Origin of the sequence: Geodermatophilus obscurus DSM 43160 (genome assembly GCF_000025345.1) — a bacterium.
GTDB classification, from domain to species: Bacteria; Actinomycetota; Actinomycetes; order Mycobacteriales; family Geodermatophilaceae; genus Geodermatophilus; species Geodermatophilus obscurus.
On the sequence record NC_013757.1, the window covers coordinates 1,696,093 to 1,711,834 of the forward strand.

Genomic DNA, 15,742 nt, shown 5'->3' on the forward strand with positions numbered 1-15,742 from the left:
GTGCCCATGGGTGAGCCCGCTGGCTCGCTCACCACCGGGCATCCTGCCCGGCGCGGCACACTGGGGTCAGATGAACACCGTCCTGCCGCTGCTCGAGGCCCCGCCGCGGACCCTGCAGCTCCCTGACTCCGCCCGCGAGGGGCTGGCTCGCACCCCCTTCGGGCTCTACGTCCACGTGCCGTTCTGCGCCACCCGCTGCGGCTACTGCGACTTCAACACCTACACCGCCGACGAGCTGGGGCCCGGCGCCAGCCGCGCCGAGTACGCCGGCACCGCGATCGCCGAGCTGCGGCAGGCCGCCGAGACCCTGGGCCCGGACCTGCCGACCGTCTCGACCGTCTTCGTGGGCGGCGGCACGCCCACGCTGCTGGCGGCCGACGACCTCGCCGCCGTCCTCGCCGAGGTGCGCCGGCTGTTCCCGGTCACCCCCGGCGTCGAGGTCACCACCGAGGCCAACCCCGAGACGGTGACCCCGGCGTCCTTGGCCACGCTGCGCGCGGCCGGCTTCACCCGGATCAGCCTGGGCATGCAGTCCGCTGCCGAGCACGTGCTCGCCGTCCTCGACCGGCGGCACACGCCGGGCCGCGCCGTCGAGGCGGCCCGCGAGGCCCGCGCGGCCGGCTTCGAGCACGTCAACCTCGACCTGATCTACGGGACGCCGGGGGAGACCGACGCCGACTGGTCCGCCTCGCTCGACGCCGTCCTCGCCGCTCCGGTCGACCACGTCAGCGCCTACGCCCTCATCGTCGAGGAGGGCACCCGGCTGGCGCGCCGCATCGACCGCGGCGAGCTGCCCATGCCGGACGACGACGTCCTCGCCGACCGCTACGAGCAGGCCGACGCCACCCTGCGCGCCGCCGGCTTCGACTGGTACGAGGTCTCCAACTGGGCCCGCGGCGAGGCGGCCCGCTGCCGGCACAACGAGTTGTACTGGGCCAACGCCAACTGGTGGGGCGTCGGGCCGGGCGCGCACAGCCACGTCGGCGGGCTGCGCTGGTGGAACGTCAAGCACCCCGCCGCGTACGCCGGCCGGCTGCTGCGGGGAGAGAGCCCGGTGCAGGACACCGAGCTGCTGGACGACGACGACCGCGCGCTGGAGACGGTGATGCTCGGCCTGCGGCTGCGCGAGGGGCTGCCGCTGACCGCGCTGTCGGAGGTCGGTCGGGCCCGCGCCGCCCGCGCCGTCGTCCGCGGGCTGCTCGAGCCGGGTGCGCACGCCGCCGGCCGCGCCGTCCTCACCGACCGCGGCCGCCTGCTCGCCGACGCCCTCGTCCGGGACCTGACCGATTAGGAGGAGGACCTCCCTGCCCCCACCGGAGGAGGACCCCGTCCCCCTCACCCCTCGCAGGCTCGGAACGAGCCTCTGGACGGGGCCGGCGGGACCCTGAAGGGAGGCTGTCCTCAGCGGGGATGCGCCGTGCCGGGTCAGGCCCGGGGCTCCGCCGCGACGTCGGCCAGACGCGGCAGGACCACGTACCGCCAGCCGGGGCCCATGCGGTTGAGCGCGTCGCGGTCCCGCTTGTGCCGAGGTCGAAGCCGGTGTGCCGCAGCAGGAGCCGTGTCCCACTGCCCTCGGGGACGAGCCGCCACGTGAGCGTCCAGGTCTCGTTGAACCTGGAGACCAGCCGCTCGGACTCAACTGCCTCGAGCACCTCGCACGGCACCGCGCCGCGAATCGCCGCGCCGCGACCGGACGACGGCTGACAGATGTCAGGTGCAGGTCGCGACGTCCCGCACTACTGCGGACACCGCGCCGAGCAGCAGGCTCCTGGCGTGCCCCTCGACGCCCTCGACGCCACCGGCCTGACCGTCCGCCACGGCGACGTCCTCGCCGTCGACGACCTCGACCTGCGCATCGGCAGAGGCGAGACGGTCGCGCTGCTCGGCCCCAACGGGGCGGGCAAGTCCACCACCGTCAGCGCGGTCCTCGGCCTGCTCCGCCCGGCGGCCGGCAGCGTCCGCGTGCTCGGCCGGGCCCCGGCCGACGCCGTCCGCGCCGGCTGCGTCGGCGCGATGCTGCAGCACGGCGGCCTGCCCGGTGAGGCGCGCGTCGGTGAGGTGCTGCACCTGGTCCGGCGCAGCTACGGGCGGGCCGGGCTAGCGGGTGCATGGCCGCTCGACGACCTGGTCGCCACCACCGGGATCGGCGGGCTGCTCGGCCGCGACGTCGACGCGCTGTCCGGCGGCCAGCGGCAGCGGGTCCTGCTGGCCCTCGCGCTGGCCGGTCAGCCGCCGCTGCTGCTGCTCGACGAGCCGACCTCGGCCATGGACGTCGAGGGCCGTCGCGCCTTCTGGGCGACGATGCGCGACCTCGCCGCCCGCGGCACCACCGTCGTCTTCGCCACCCACCACCTGGAGGAGGCCGACGCCGTCGCCGACCGGGTCGTGGTGATGGCCGGCGGCCGGGTCGTCGCCGACGGGCCGTCCGCAGGGCTCCGGTCGGCCGTCGCCGGGCGCACCGTCCGCTTCTCCGCCCCCGACGGCGCGACCTTCGACCGTGTGCCCGGCGTGACCGGCGCCAGCCGGCTGGGCGGCACGGTCGCGCTCGCCACCACCGACGTCGAGGCCACCCTGCGCGGCCTGCTCGCCGACGGCGTCCCGCTCGCCGACCTCGAGGTCCGCGGCGCCAGCCTCGAGGACGCCGTCCTGTCGCTGGTGGGAGGCGTGCGGTGAGCCCGCTGTTCGCCTTCCAGCTGCGCCGGGTGGCGCGCAACCGGCAGTTCCTCTTCTTCACCGTGCTGCTGCCGGCGCTGTTCACCGTCTTCTTCACCAGGGTCTTCGCCGGGACGGCGGGCGGCGTCAACCCCGAGCAGGCCGCGGCCACCATGGTCTCGATGATGGCCTACGGCGCGGTCGGGGCGGCCCTCGGCGCGACCGTCCGGCTCTCCTTCGACCGGGCGTCGGGCTGGCTGCGCCAGCTGCGGGTCACCCCGGTGCCGCAGACGTCCGTGGTCGCCGTCGACGTCGCCGTCGGGATGCTGCTGACCCTGCCGCCGCTGGTCGTCGTCGCGCTCACCGGCCGGTTCGTCAACGGCGTGCACCTCGTACCCGGCGAGTGGGCCGGCCTGATCGGCGTCCTGTGGCTCGGGTCTGCGGTGTTCGTCGCACTCGGCCTGCTGCTCGGCTGGGCGCTGGAGGAGAAGGCCGCCGGCGGCGCGGTCGGCATCGTCGGGACCGTGCTGGCGGCTCTCGGCGGGCTGTGGGTGCCGGTCGAGCTCTTCCCCGCCGGTCTGCGCGCGGTGGCGCACGGCCTGCCGTCGTACTGGTACGCCGAGACCGGGCGCGCCGCTGCGGCCGGGGAGCTGCCGCCGGTGCTCGCCGTCGGGGCGCTGGTCGGGTTCACCGCGGTGTTCGCCGCCCTGGCGGTCCTCGTGGCGCGGCGTCGTCCGTTGACCGCCGTCGCGGGCTGACCGGGCTACGGTCGGGCGCCGTGGACCCCCGCCCCCGCTGGTACCGCGTCGGCTGGGCGCTGCCCTGGCTGCTGTTCCAGTTCTTCCCGGTCGCCGACCTGGTCACCACCGACCGCCCGCTCGTCGTCCGGCTGGTCGCCGGCGCCGGTCTGCTCGTCTTCACCGTCGTCTACCTCGACGTCTTCCACCGGGCCTTCGGCAGCTGCTGGACCGGGTCCCTGCTGGGCCGGCTGGCCGTGGTCGCCGCGCTCGGCGTCGCGCTGGCCGTCTGGATGGGCCCGTCCTGGGCCGGGCTGCTCATCTACGTGTCCGCGGCCTCGGCGGCCGCGCTGCCGACGCGGTGGGTGTGGCCGGCCGTGGTCGCGGCGGCCGCCGTGTGCGCGGCGGTGCTCGTCCTCCACGGCGAACGGGGGCTGCTCATCCTGCCGGTGCTGTGCCTGCTCACCGCGTTCGCGCTTCGCGGCACCCGGCACCTGATCTCGGTCAACGCGGAGCTCGCCGAGGCCCGCGAGGAGCTCGCCCGCAACGCCGTCGCCGAGGAGCGGCTGCGGTTCGCCCGCGACCTGCACGACCTGCTCGGGCACAGCCTGTCGCTCATCGCGCTCAAGAGCGAGCTGGCCGGCCGGCTGGCCGAGGCCGACCCGGCGCGGGCGCGGGCCGAGATGGCCGACGTCGAGGCCGCCGCCCGCCGCGCGCTGGCCGAGGTCCGCGACGCGGTCAGCGGCTACCGCCAGGTCAGCTGCGCCCAGGCGCTGGCCGAGGCGCGCTCGGCGCTGTCCGGCGCCGGGATCGCCGTCCGGCTGCCCGCCCGGGTGCCGGCGCTGCCCGGCCCGGTCGACGCGGCGCTGGGCTGGGTGGTCCGCGAGGCGACGACGAACGTGCTGCGGCACAGCGGCGCCCGCTCGGTGACCGTCTCGCTCACCGAGGACGGCGGGGAGGCCGTGCTGACCGTCTCCGACGACGGCCGCGGCCCGGCCGACGACACCACGCCCGGCTCCGGCCTCACCGGACTGGCCGAGCGGGTGGGCGCGCTGGGTGGGGCGCTCACCGGCGGCGCCGGCCGGGACGGCGGCTACGAGCTGCGCGCCGTCCTGCCCCTGGCGCCGGTGCCCGCCGGGGTGGCCCGGTGATCCGCGTGCTCGTCGCCGAGGACCAGTCGATGGTGCGCGGCGCGCTGCGGGCGCTGCTGGAACTGGAGGCGGACATCACCGTCGTCGCCGAGGTCGGCCGCGGCGACGAGGTGCTCGCCGCCGCCCGGGAGCACACCCCCGACGTCGCGCTGCTCGACATCGAGATGCCCGGCCAGGACGGCATCGACGCGGCGCGGGAGCTGGCCGCCGAGCTGCCGGGCGTGCGCGCCGTCGTCCTCACCACGTTCGGCCGGCCGGGCTTCCTGCGCCGCGCCATGGAGGTCGGCGCGGCGGGGTTCCTGGTGAAGGACGCGCCCGTCGCCGAGCTCGCGAAGGCGATCCGCGCCGTCGTCGCCGGCGAGCGGGTGATCGACCGTGACCTCGCGGCCGCGGCGCTGGCCATCGGCGCCACACCGCTGTCGACCCGCGAGGCCGACGTGCTGCGGGAGGCGGCTGACGGCGCGACCGTCGCCGACATCGCCCGCCGGCTGTTCCTCTCCGAGGGGACGGTGCGCAACTACCTGTCCTCGGCAATCGGCAAGACCGGCGCGCGCACCCGCGTCGAGGCCGCCCGCGTGGCGGCCGACAAGGGCTGGCTGTAGCAGGAGGACCCCCGTGCTCGACGGCCCCGTCCAGAGGCTCGCCGCGAGCCCGACCGGCCCCGTCCAGAGGCTCGCCGCGAGCCTGCGAGCGGTGAGGAGGACGGGGTCCTTCCCGAGGAGGACGGGGTCCTCCTACTGCTGGAGGTCGGGCAGCGGCCGCTGGACGGGGATCGCCCCCGTCGTGGAGCCCGTCTGCTCGGCCGGGATCAGCGCGTCGAGGTCGAGCACCCGCACGTGGATCACGTTGCGCTGCTGCAGCGCGGCCCGCAGCGCGCGGTGCAGGCCGTCCTCGAGGTAGAGCTCGCCCTTCCACTGGACGGCGTGCGGGAACAGGTCGCCGTAGAAGGTGGAGTCGTCGGCGAGCAGGGTGTCCAGGGCCAGCTCGCGCTTGGTGGTGGTCAGCGTGTCCAGCCGGATCTGGCGCGGCGGGATCATCGCCCAGTCCCGCGTCGCCAGCCCGTGGTCGGGATAGGGCCGGCCGTTCCGGACCGCCTTGAAGATCAGGGGACCGACCTCCGCTCTGCGCCGCCCGGTGGGCACTGGACCGTCGTCGAGCCTATCGGCCGTCCCCTCCGGACGGTGCCGTACGCCCCCGTGAGAGCCGCGACGGCACCGCCGGACCGACGTATGCTGCACTGGCACTCTGTCCGCGCGAGTGCCAGCGCCCACGACCTCGCCGTCCGGGCGCCGGGGCCCCGGGAGGGGTGCCGCCCGACGCGTCGACCGGTACGGGGAGGTGTCACCGTGGCGCACGACGAGCGCCGCCTGCAGGTCCTGCGGGCCATCGTCCAGGACTACGTCTCGACCAACGACCCGGTGGGCAGCAAGGCCCTCGCCGAGCGGCACGACCTCGGCGTCTCACCGGCCACCATCCGCAACGACATGGCCGTGCTCGAGGAGCAGGGCTACATCACCCAGCCGCACACCAGCGCCGGCCGGGTGCCCACCGACAAGGGCTACCGGCTCTTCGTCGACCGGCTCTCGGCGCTCAAGCCGCTGTCGGTTGCGGAGAAGCGGGCGATCGAGCGGTTCCTCGACGGTGCGCTCGACCTGCACGACATCCTCAGCCGGACCGTGCGGCTGCTGGCCCAGCTGACCCACCAGGTCGCCGTCGTCCAGTACCCGACCCTCTCGCGCAGCGCGGTCCGCCACCTCGAGGTGGTGCAGGTGGCCACCGCCCGGCTGCTGCTGGTCCTCATCACCGACACCGGTCGGGTCGAGCAGCGGCTGCTGGACTGCCCGGTCGACGTCGACCGCGACGACGTCGCCGACCTGCGCGCGCTGCTCAACCAGACCTTCGCCGGGGCCAAGCTCGCCGACGCCGCGGGCCTGGTGCCCGACCTGCTGGAGACCGCGCCGCCGCACCTGCGCCGGCTGGTCGCCGCCGTGAGCGCCGCCCTCGTGGAGACGCTGGTGGAGCCGGGGGAGGACCGCCTGGTCATCGGCGGGACGGCGAACCTCGCGCGGGTCGCCGTCGACTTCCCCGGCAGCCTGCGCCCGCTGCTGGAGGCGCTGGAGGAGCAGGTCGTCGTCCTGCGCCTGATCAGCGAGGTGGACACCGGGGGTGCCGTCCTCGTGCGGATCGGCGAGGAGAACGCCCACGAGGCGCTCTCCGGTGCATCGGTCGTCTCCGTGGGGTACGGCTCGGGGGACCGCGCCCTCGGTGGGCTGGGCATCGTCGGCCCCACCCGCATGGACTACCCGACCAACATGGCCGCGGTGCGTGCCGTGGCCCGCTACGTCGGCCAGATCCTGGCCGAGAGCTGAGGTAAGAGACTTCTCGATGGCAACCGACTACTACGGCGTGCTGGGCCTGGCCCGCGGAGCCTCCGACAACGAGATCAAGAAGGCCTACCGTCGGCTGGCCCGGGACCTGCACCCGGACGTCAACCCCGACCCCGGGGCCAAGGAGCGCTTCCAGGAGGTCAGCCGCGCCTACCAGGCGCTGACCGACCCGGAGAAGCGCCGCATCGTCGACCTCGGCGGCGACCCGTTCGACAACGGCGCGGGCGCCGGGGCCGGCGGCTTCGGCGGGGCCGGCTTCGGCGGGCTCGGCGACATCATGGACGCCTTTTTCGGCGGCGGGGCGACCACGCGTGGCCCGCGCAGCCGGGTGCGCGCCGGCGGTGACGCCCTCATCCGTCTCGACCTCGACCTCGACGAGACGGTGTTCGGCACGACCAAGGACATCACCGTCGACACCGCCGTCCTGTGCGACGCGTGCACCGGTGCGGGCACCGCGCCCGGCACCCACCCGACCACCTGCGTCACCTGCTCGGGCCGCGGCGAGGTGCAGAGCGTGCAGCGCTCCTTCCTCGGTCAGGTCGTGGCCACCCGCCCCTGCCCGACCTGCGCCGGCACCGGCCAGGTCATCCCCGAGCCGTGCCCGAAGTGCGGCGGCGACGGGCGCGTGCGGGCCCGGCGCACCATCCCGGTCAAGGTGCCGGCCGGCGTCGAGGACGGCATGCGGATCCGGCTGACCGGCCACGGCGAGGTCGGTCCCGGCGGCGGGCCCGCCGGTGACCTGTACGTGGAGATCGCCGAGCGGCCGCACGACGTCTTCACCCGGGACGGCGAGGACCTGCACTGCCGGGTCACCCTGCCGATGACCGCCGCCGCGCTGGGCACCACCCTCACCCTCGAGACCCTCGACGGGCAGGAGGAGGTCGACATCCGGCCGGGCACCCAGTCCGGCAGCGTGCTCACCCTGCGCGCCAAGGGCGCCCCGCGGCTGCGTGCCACCGGCCGGGGCAACCTGATGGTGCACGTGGAGGTCGAGACGCCGACCCGCCTGGACGCCGAGCAGGAGAAGCTGCTGCGCGAGCTGGCCGCGTTGCGCGGCGAGGACCGTCCGGCCGCCGCCGGTGCCGACGGCCACGGCGGGCTCTTCTCCCGGCTGTTCAAGTGAGCTCACCCACGGGCGGAGCAGCGCCGCAGCCGACGAGCGCCGGCGAGGAGGGTGCGTGAGCGCCGTCCCCACCGACGACCGGGTGCCCGAGCTCGACGGCGCGCCGCTGTTCCTGCTCGACGAGCTGCCCGACACCGCCGACCTGCTGGTCGACGGTGCCGAGGGCCGGCACGCCGTCGACGTGCTGCGGCTGACCCCCGGGGAGCGGGTGCGCGTCGGCGACGGCCGCGGCACCGTCGCCGCGGGCGAGGTCACCGCCGCCGGGCCGCAGGGCCTGCGGGTGCAGGTCTCCGCCCGCCACGAGGTGCCGCCGCCGGCGTTGGAGCTGGTGCTGGTGCAGGCGCTGCCGAAGGGTGAGCGCGGTCCGCTGGCGGTGGAGCTCGCGACGGAGCTCGGCGTCGACCGGATCGTGCCGTGGGCGGCCTCGCGCTGCGTGACCCGCTGGCGGGAGGACCGTGCGGCCAAGGGCGTCGCGAAGTGGCGCGCTGCGGCCCGGGCGGCCAGCAAGCAGTCCCGCCGTCCCCGCGTGCCCGAGGTCACCGACGTGCTGACCACCCGCCAGGTGTGCGGCGCGCTGGCCGACGTCGACGTGGCCCTGGTCCTGCACGAGCAGGCCCGCCACCCGCTGGCCCGCATCGAGCTGCCGACGTCCGGCTCGATCGCGGTGATCGTGGGCCCGGAGGGCGGGCTCAGCGACGGCGAGGTGGTGGCGCTGAACGCCGCCGGCGCCCGCCCGGTGCGGCTCGGCCCGGAGGTGCTGCGCACCTCGACCGCCGGCGCCGCCGCCCTCGCTGCGCTCTCCGTCCGCACCCGCTGGGCGTGACGCTGACCGCGATGATCAGGTGACCTGATCATCGCGGCTCCTCCCTCACCACCCGTCGTGAGGGAGGAGCCGGAACGGTGAGGGAGGACGGCACCGACCTCACCCCGCGGTCGCCGTCCCCCGCGGTGTGCGGTGCGGACGCCGACCGCAGGTGAGGACGGCGATCAGCGGCCGCGCGTCAGCGCCCGGTACGAGGCGTTCCACAGCCACTCCACCGGGCCGCGGGCGAAGCGGCGCAGCCACAGGTGCGCGGAGACCACGACCACCGCGGCGACCAGTGCGTACAGCGCGACGGTCGCCGGCACCCGGGCGGCGGGGTCCAGCCGCGACGCCAGGCCGAGACCCCAGCCGTAGCAGAGTGCCGACGCGACGACGTTCTGCAGCACGTAGCTGCTCAGCGCCATCCGCCCCACCTCGGCCAGTCGCCGTCCTCCCGCGCCGAGCCGCTCGCGGCGGCCGACCCCCTCGACCACGAGGGCGAGCAGGCCGAGGGCGACCAGCGGGGCGGTGCCGTACCGGGCGAGGACGAGCCCGGCCGTGCCGCCGAACACGCCGAGCGCGAGGTCCACCGGCAGCGCCACGGCACCGACGACGAGCAGCCGGCGGCGCAGCGCGACCCCGTCCGGATCGAGCGCGCCGGCCCGCAGCAGCCAGGCGCCCAGGAGGAACAGGGCCACCGACGAGGCCTGGATGAACACCGGCTCGAAGCGGAACAGCAGGGCGTTGTCCACCCGCAGCAGCACGAGGTCCCACCACGACCCGTCGGCGTAGGGGTTCGGCTGGATCACCCCGGGGGCCGGTCGTGTCGGGGCGGCGGTCAGCGCGGCCGTGACCAGGCCGAGCAGCAGCACGTGCACGGCCGCGGCCGCGACCATCCAGGTGCGCTGGGCGCGCTCGCTCGTGGCGAGGAGGTAGGCCACCACCGCTCCTGTGACGGCGTAGCCCATCAGGACGTCGAACTCCACGACCAGCAGGTAGTGCACGACGCCGTCGAGGAACAGCAGGGCCGCGCGGACCGGGTACCGCCCGGGCCACCGCCGTGCCGAGCGCAGGGCCGACCGCCGCTGGATCTCCAGGCCGGTGCCGAACATCAACGTGAGCAGCCCGAGGAACTTGCCCTGGGACAGCTGCTGCAGCACCGCCTCGATCCCGGCCCACCCGGCCGGGGTGGCCGAGGCGGTGTCCTCGGCGAGGTACCCGAGGAACCCGCCCGGGTCGGTGAAGATCCAGATGTTGGTGGCGAGCGTGCCCAAAATGGCCACGCCGCGCAGCACGTCGAGCGACGCGATGCGCGCGGGCGGCGCCGCGGCGGGCTGGGGGGTCGTGCGCGGTGTCGCACCCACGGACATGGTGGAGGAGGATAGCCATACGATCGTATGGTCGTCCAGGGTGCGAGCATGCCGGACGTGACCGAGCCCGCCGACCGCCTCCTCGACTGCGTGCTCGACCTGCTGGTGGCCGAGGGGTACGAGGGCATCAGCATCCGGCGGGTCGCCACGGCGGCCGGGGTGTCGATCGGGGCGGTGCAGCACCACTTCGCCACCAAGGACGCCCTGCTGGCCGCGGCGATGGACCGGGTGTCCCAGCAGTTCCAGGAACGACTGGAGCGGCGCATCGCGCCGGGAGCCGGGCCGGGCGAGTGGCTGCGCGCGGTCGGCGACGAGCTGGTGAGCACCGGGGAGGAGCGCCGGCCGGCGAGCGTGATCTGGCTGGTGCGCATGGCGCGCGCCGCCGTCCACGAGCCGACCGCCGAGGTGCACCGGCGGGAGTGGCAGCAGGTGGAGGACCTGCTCGCCCAGCTGGTCGCCGCCGCGCGTCCCGATCTGGCGGAGGAGGCGGTCCGGGACGAGGCGACGGTGCTGCTGGCGCTGCTCGACGGGCTGGCCGGCGCGGTCGCCGTCGAGCCCGGCCGGGTGCCGGCGGAGCGGGCGGAGGCGCTGGTGGCCCGGCACCTGGACGCGCTCCTGGACCCCACCCGGCCCCCGGCGTGACGGTGTTCAGCGCAGGGCGGCGCGGGCGCGGGCGCTGACCAGGTCGACCAGCCAGGTCAGGACGACGACCGCCGCGAGCACCGTCGTCGCCGCGGCCCAGTCGAAGGTCGCCAGCTCCGAGGCGAGCAGCGCACCGAGCCCACCGGCGCCCAGCAGCCCGACGAGCACGGTGTCGCGGATGGCGACCTCCCACCGGTACAGCGCGTAGGCCAGCACCGGCCCGGCCGCGAGGGGCAGCACCCCGTACAGCCACGCCCCAGCCGGCCGGGCGCCCAGCGCGGTGAGCGCAGCCCGCGGACGCGGGTCGAGCTCCTCGGTGGCCTCCGCGGCCAGCCGGCCCAGCACCCCCAGCGTGTAGACGCCCAGCGCCAGCGCGCCCGGCAGCACCCCGGGCAGCAGCACGAAGAGCAGCACCAGGGCCCACACCGGCGGCGGCACGGCACGCAGCAGGAGCAGCCCGCCGCGCACCAGCACCCCCACGACCCGCCGTCCCGGCCCCGGCCGCCCGCCCGCGCGCGCCGCCGGACCGGCCAGCAGTATCGCGCCCAGCAGCGCGACGGCGATCGCGACCACCGACATCTGCACCGTGTCCACGGCCAGCACGCCGATCGTGCGCAGCAGGTCGCCGTCGGTCGCCGGCGGCCAGGCCGCGCCCAGCACGTGCGCCAGCTGCGCGGCGGTGCGCTCGGACACCAGCGTCGCCGGCGACAGCGCCAGGTACCAGCACGACCACCCGACCAGCACGACGGTGCCGGCGACGGTCCCGGTCAGCACCGGGTCGCGGCGGTCGGACGGCGGGGGCGCGGCCAGTCGCCGGCGCACCGCCCGCCCCGCCACGTCGGCGACCAGGCAGAGCAGCGACAGCGCGTAGACCGCGCTCCAGACCTGTTCCCAGCGCAGCGACGCGAACGACAGCGCCAGCTGGTAGCCCAGCCCGCCGGCGCCGACCATCCCGAGGACGACGGCGGAGCGGACCGCGCACTCCAGCCGGTAGAGCGCGTAGGACAGCAGCCCGCCCGCGGCCGGCGGCAGCAGCCCGTAGAGCGCCGCGGCCGGGCGCCCGGCTCCCGCGGCCCGCAGCGCCCGGTACGCCCCGCGGGGCACCTCGTCGACCAGGTCGGCGAAGACCTTGGCGGTTCCGGCACCGTAGGGCAGCCCGATGGCCAGCACGCCCACCCACGGGTCCAGGCCGAGCACGTTGACCAGCAGCAGCCCCCACACCGCCTCGTGCAGCCCCCGCGGGACGGCGAGCACGCCCCGGGCGGCCAACCAGCCGGCTCGGCGCCTTCCCCACGTGGTGCGCGAGACCAGCACCGCACCCCCCGCGCCCAGCACGAGCGCCAGGGCGGTGCCCGCCGCGGCGTAGGCGACCGTGACCAGCGCGGACCGCGCCAGGACGCCGAGGAACTGCGCGTCCAGCGCCGGGACGAGGGCAGCGGAGGCGAAGCGGCCGAACTGCGCCGTCCCGCCCGGGTTCACCACGTCCCCGCTGAACAGACCCGCGCCGGCCAGCGACCAGAGCAGCACCGCCGCTGCGCCTCCACCCCACGCCCAGCGGCGCCGGTCCCGCCGCAGCACCGGCGGGGCCACCGCGCGGTCGAGCAGCGCCGTCACGACGCCGCCTCGCCGGCGCTCGTCAGCGCCGTGCCGCCAGGTGCTCTGCCCTCGCGTGACCTCGCGGGCTCGGTCACGTCGCCGCTCCGTAGAACTCCGCCAGGTCGGTCGCCGACAGCGCGGCCACCGGGCGGTCGAGCACGACCCGGCCCTCGGCCAGCCCCACCACCCGGTCGCAGTGCCGCCGCACCAGCCCGGGGTCGTGCAGCGCCGCCACCAGCGCGCCGCCGCGGGCCAGGGCCGGCTCGCCGAGCAGCGTCAGCACCCGGTCGGCGAGCACCGGGTCCAGCGCGGACGCCGGCTCGTCGGCCAGCACCAGGTCCGGCTGCTGCACCAGCAGGCGGGCGATCGCCACCCGCTGCCGCTGACCGCCGGAGAGCCGCTCGGTGCGCTCGAACGCGCGGTCGGCGAGGCCCACCTGCTCCAGCGCCGCGAGCACCTCGGGCAGGCCCTGCGGGCGCACCAGCGACCAGGCCGCCCGGGCTGCCGACCACTGCGCCAGCCGGCCGGCGTTGACGTCGTGCACCACGCGCAGGCGGCCGACCAGCTCCAGCGCCTGGTGCACGGTGCCGACCCGAGCCCGCAGCCGGCGGCGCTCCCGCCCGGACAGCGCGGCCGGGTCGGCGCCGAGCACCCGCACCGTCCCGGCGGTGGGCGGCACCGCCCCGTTCGCCACTGCGAGCAGCGTGGACTTGCCGGCTCCCGAGGCGCCGACGACGGCGACCCGCTCGCCGGGCCCGACCGCCAGGTCGACCCCGGCCAGCGCCGTCGTCCCGCCGAACCGGACCGTGACGCCGTCCAGCCGCAGGACGGCGGTCAGCTGACCAGCCCCAGGTCGCGGCCGATCTCCTCGATCCGGTCGTGGTCGGAGGCCCGCACGGGGACGAAGGCCCCCGCCCCGAAGAGCTCCAGCACGGGTGAGCCGGCGGGCAGGCCGGTGAAGAAGTCCAGCAGCCGGTTCCTCAGGCCGGGGACGCCGGTCCGCTCGGCGGCCCGCGGGCCGAGCAGCCAGTGGTAGTCGGAGTACGGCGGGGTCTCGGCGTAGCGCACGACCGCCGGGTCGACCGCGCCCTCCGCGGTGCGCGACCGCCAGACCTGGGCGTTGAGCACCCCGGCCTGGTAGCTGCCGGAGGCAACCAGCGCGAGCGTGGCGTCGTGCGAGCCGGAGAAGCCGGGCCCGCCGGGGAAGCCCTGCGGGTCCACGCCGGCCTCGCGCAGGAACCACGCGGGCATCAGCCGCCCCGACGTCGAGGTCTCGCTGCCGTAGGTGAACCGCAGCGGGGCCAGCGCGGTGAGGTCGTCGGACGGCGCGAGCCCGGTGCCGGCGTTGACGACGAACACCGAGGTGAACGCCCGGTCGATGTCGCGCTGGGCGACCGGCTCGGCTCCCGGGGTCTGCAGCCGGGCCTGGACGCCGGTGAGCCCGCCGAACCACACGAGGTCGAGGTCGCCGGTGCGGAAGAGGGAGACGGCGGCGGCGTAGTCGGTGACCGGGGTGTACTCCACCTCGAGGTCGAGCGCTCGCGACATCGCGTCGGAGACGGTGCCGTGCAGGCGTTGGAGGACCTCGGGGTCCTGGTCGGGGATGGCGCCGACGCGCAGCGGGCCGGGGGAGGTCGAGGCGGCGGAGCGGCCGCAGCCGGTCACCGCGGCGGCGAGGGCGACGCCGGCGCCGGCCAGCAGGGTGCGGCGGGGGAGCAGGGACTGGGCTTCGGGGCCACCCGACCGGGCGACGCGGCGGGCGCCCACTACGTCCTGGCGCGGGGGGAAGGTGCGGACACGGGAGACCTCCGGGGAACGGGAACGAGGCCTCCATCCTGTACCGCGCGTGGCCCTGCCGCGCCGGACGGTCCCGGCCGCGATCACCCAGGTCACGTTCTGGGCACGGTGGTCCGGCCCCGCGGCGGACCACCGCCCGCGGGTGCTTACTGTGTCGGCTGCCACGGGTCGCCCGGACACCGGCCGGCCGCACGACGTCCGCGCGGAGGGGCCCGGTCCCCGGCCGGTCGTCAGGCCGCGACGCGGCCCCGCCGGGCCGGCGCGGCCGCCGTGCACGACCAGGGGAGAGACATGCGCGTTTCATTCAGCACCGCCGCCGCGGCCACCGCGGCGGTCCTCGTCCTCGCCTCCTGCGGCTCCGGCGACGGAGGCGGCGGCGGTACGGCTGCCTCGGGCGAGCTCGCCGGCGAGGGGACCGGGGACTCCTGCACCATCGGGGGCGAGGTGCCCATCGGCGCCGTGCTCAGCCTGACCGGCGCCGCGGCCAGCTATGGCGAGTCCCAGCAGCGCGGGCTGGAGCTGGCTGCCGCGCAGCTGGCCGAGAAGGGCGGCGTCACCTACGACCTGCGGATCGAGGACGACCAGACCGACCCGCGGCAGGGCATCACCCTGTTCGACCAGTTCGTGAACGACGGCGTGAGCCTCATCATCGGTCCGACCCTGTCCAACGCCGCGGTGCAGGCCGACCCGATCGCCCAGGAGGCGGGGGTCCCGGTGCTCGGCATCTCCAACACCGCCGCCGGAGTCACGGAGATCGGCGACTACATCTTCCGGAACTCGCTCACGGAACAGGCGGTGATCCCGCAGACCATCGCCACGGCCACCGAGGAGTTCGGGCTGCAGGACGTGGTCGTGATGTACAGCAACGACGACGCGTTCACCGAGTCCGGCTACCAGGCCTTCGCGGCCGCGCTGGAGGAGCAGGGCGTCACGGTGAGCGAGACGATCACCTTCTCCAAGGCTGACACCGACTTCCGCGCCCTGCTCACCCAGGCCCAGCAGAGCGACCCCGACGCGATCGTCGTCTCGGCGCTGATCGAGGCCGCCATCCCGCTGGTGACCCAGGCCCGCGAGCTGGGCATCGACGTGCCGATCATCGGGGGCAACGGGTTCAACAACCCCCGCCTGATGGCCGACGCGGGCCAGGCGGCCGAGGGTGTCGTCGTCGGTGCGGCGTGGAACTCCGCCTCCGACAACCCCGAGAACACCGCCTTCCTGGCGGACTTCGAGGCCGAGTACGGCGCCCAGCCCGACCAGTTCGCCGCCCAGGCCTACGCCGGCCTGATGCTCGTCGACCAGGCCGTCCGCGCCAACTGCGCCGCCGACCGCGAGAGCCTCAAGCAGGCGCTCGGCGAGCTGGAGAACGTCCCGACCGTGCTCGGCGAGTTCTCCATCGACGAGAACCGGGACGCCGTCCACCCGGCCGTCGTGCAGGTCGTCCGCGACGGGACGTTCGCCGTCCTGGAGTGACCCGGCAGCCCCTCC

Annotated in this window: 15 protein-coding genes; 10 read left to right on the forward strand and 5 right to left on the reverse strand. The window is 76.0% G+C overall.

Going from position 1 to position 15,742, the window contains the following annotated elements; genetic code table 11:
* Positions 1–70: 70 nt before the first annotated feature.
* The 5 genes from hemW to GOBS_RS08095 all read left to right on the forward strand — a co-directional run bounded on the left by hemW (position 71) and on the right by GOBS_RS08095 (position 5,142).
* A complete protein-coding gene (gene hemW, locus GOBS_RS08075) occupies positions 71–1,291 on the forward strand; it encodes a radical SAM family heme chaperone HemW (RefSeq protein ID WP_012947793.1) in 1,221 nt (406 codons plus the stop codon).
* A 482-nt stretch (positions 1,292–1,773) separates the two neighbouring features.
* Positions 1,774–2,673: an ABC transporter ATP-binding protein gene (locus GOBS_RS08080; RefSeq protein ID WP_012947794.1), complete on the forward strand. Its 900-nt coding sequence runs from the start codon at positions 1,774–1,776 to the stop codon at positions 2,671–2,673.
* Positions 2,670–3,410 carry an ABC transporter permease gene (locus GOBS_RS08085; RefSeq protein ID WP_012947795.1) on the forward strand — a complete coding sequence of 247 codons (741 nt, stop codon included), beginning with the start codon at positions 2,670–2,672 and terminating at the stop codon, positions 3,408–3,410. The genes GOBS_RS08080 and GOBS_RS08085 overlap by 4 nt, the downstream gene beginning before the upstream one ends.
* 20 nt (positions 3,411–3,430) lie before the next feature.
* On the forward strand, positions 3,431–4,540 hold the full coding sequence (locus GOBS_RS08090; RefSeq protein WP_012947796.1) for a sensor histidine kinase: 1,110 nt from the start codon (positions 3,431–3,433) through the stop codon (positions 4,538–4,540).
* Complete coding sequence (locus tag GOBS_RS08095; protein ID WP_012947797.1) at positions 4,537–5,142, forward strand: response regulator transcription factor; 606 nt, start codon at positions 4,537–4,539, stop codon at positions 5,140–5,142. Before GOBS_RS08090 ends, GOBS_RS08095 begins: the two co-directional genes overlap by 4 nt.
* A gap of 132 nt (positions 5,143–5,274) precedes the next feature.
* On the opposite strand, the gene GOBS_RS08100 is transcribed toward GOBS_RS08095, so the two are convergent.
* Positions 5,275–5,682, reverse strand: coding sequence for a type II toxin-antitoxin system VapB family antitoxin (locus GOBS_RS08100; RefSeq protein ID WP_012947798.1), 408 nt, complete (start codon positions 5,680–5,682; stop codon positions 5,275–5,277).
* Positions 5,683–5,886: 204 nt separating this feature from the next.
* Here GOBS_RS08100 and hrcA point away from each other — a divergent pair, with 204 nt between their 5' ends.
* The 3 genes from hrcA to GOBS_RS08115 are packed head-to-tail and all read left to right on the forward strand — an operon-like array spanning position 5,887 to position 8,873.
* A complete protein-coding gene (gene hrcA / locus GOBS_RS08105) occupies positions 5,887–6,909 on the forward strand; it encodes a heat-inducible transcriptional repressor HrcA (protein ID WP_012947799.1) in 1,023 nt (340 codons plus the stop codon).
* A 16-nt stretch (positions 6,910–6,925) separates the two neighbouring features.
* Complete coding sequence (gene dnaJ / locus GOBS_RS08110) at positions 6,926–8,050, forward strand: molecular chaperone DnaJ (protein WP_012947800.1); 1,125 nt, start codon at positions 6,926–6,928, stop codon at positions 8,048–8,050.
* A gap of 55 nt (positions 8,051–8,105) precedes the next feature.
* Positions 8,106–8,873: a 16S rRNA (uracil(1498)-N(3))-methyltransferase gene (locus tag GOBS_RS08115; RefSeq protein WP_012947801.1), complete on the forward strand. Its 768-nt coding sequence runs from the start codon at positions 8,106–8,108 to the stop codon at positions 8,871–8,873.
* Between the two features lie 164 nt (positions 8,874–9,037).
* Here GOBS_RS08115 and GOBS_RS08120 read toward each other — a convergent pair whose 3' ends face one another.
* Positions 9,038–10,222 (reverse strand): DUF418 domain-containing protein, encoded by a 1,185-nt coding sequence (locus GOBS_RS08120; protein WP_012947802.1) that lies wholly within the window; start codon positions 10,220–10,222, stop codon positions 9,038–9,040.
* A 57-nt stretch (positions 10,223–10,279) separates the two neighbouring features.
* Between GOBS_RS08120 and GOBS_RS08125 the strand changes: the two genes are divergently transcribed.
* Positions 10,280–10,864, forward strand: a complete 585-nt coding sequence (locus GOBS_RS08125; RefSeq protein WP_041242023.1) for a TetR/AcrR family transcriptional regulator — start codon at positions 10,280–10,282, stop codon at positions 10,862–10,864.
* 6 nt (positions 10,865–10,870) lie between these two features.
* On the opposite strand, the gene GOBS_RS08130 is transcribed toward GOBS_RS08125, so the two are convergent.
* The 3 genes from GOBS_RS08130 to GOBS_RS08140 all read right to left on the reverse strand — a co-directional run bounded on the left by GOBS_RS08130 (position 10,871) and on the right by GOBS_RS08140 (position 14,227).
* Positions 10,871–12,478, reverse strand: a complete 1,608-nt coding sequence (locus GOBS_RS08130) for a PhnE/PtxC family ABC transporter permease (RefSeq protein WP_012947804.1) — start codon at positions 12,476–12,478, stop codon at positions 10,871–10,873.
* Positions 12,479–12,551: 73 nt separating this feature from the next.
* Entirely contained in the window at positions 12,552–13,298 is a 747-nt protein-coding gene (locus tag GOBS_RS08135) for a phosphonate ABC transporter ATP-binding protein (RefSeq protein WP_012947805.1), read from the reverse strand.
* Positions 13,295–14,227 (reverse strand): putative selenate ABC transporter substrate-binding protein, encoded by a 933-nt coding sequence (locus tag GOBS_RS08140; RefSeq protein WP_012947806.1) that lies wholly within the window; start codon positions 14,225–14,227, stop codon positions 13,295–13,297. The genes GOBS_RS08135 and GOBS_RS08140 overlap by 4 nt, the downstream gene beginning before the upstream one ends.
* Before the next feature lie 321 nt (positions 14,228–14,548).
* Here GOBS_RS08140 and GOBS_RS08145 point away from each other — a divergent pair, with 321 nt between their 5' ends.
* Positions 14,549–15,727 (forward strand): ABC transporter substrate-binding protein, encoded by a 1,179-nt coding sequence (locus GOBS_RS08145; protein ID WP_012947807.1) that lies wholly within the window; start codon positions 14,549–14,551, stop codon positions 15,725–15,727.
* Positions 15,728–15,742: the final 15 nt, after the last annotated feature.

What these genes read in the sequence shown, in the direction of transcription:
- hemW (WP_012947793.1), top strand. Translation starts at nt 71, where the DNA reads ATGAACACCGTCCTGCCGCTGCTCGAGGCCCCGCCGCGGACCCTGCAG.
- dnaJ (WP_012947800.1), top strand. Translation starts at nt 6,926, where the DNA reads ATGGCAACCGACTACTACGGCGTGCTGGGCCTGGCCCGCGGAGCCTCC.
- GOBS_RS08120 (WP_012947802.1), bottom strand. Translation starts at nt 10,222, where the DNA reads ATGTCCGTGGGTGCGACACCGCGCACGACCCCCCAGCCCGCCGCGGCG.
- GOBS_RS08145 (WP_012947807.1), top strand. Translation starts at nt 14,549, where the DNA reads ATGCGCGTTTCATTCAGCACCGCCGCCGCGGCCACCGCGGCGGTCCTC.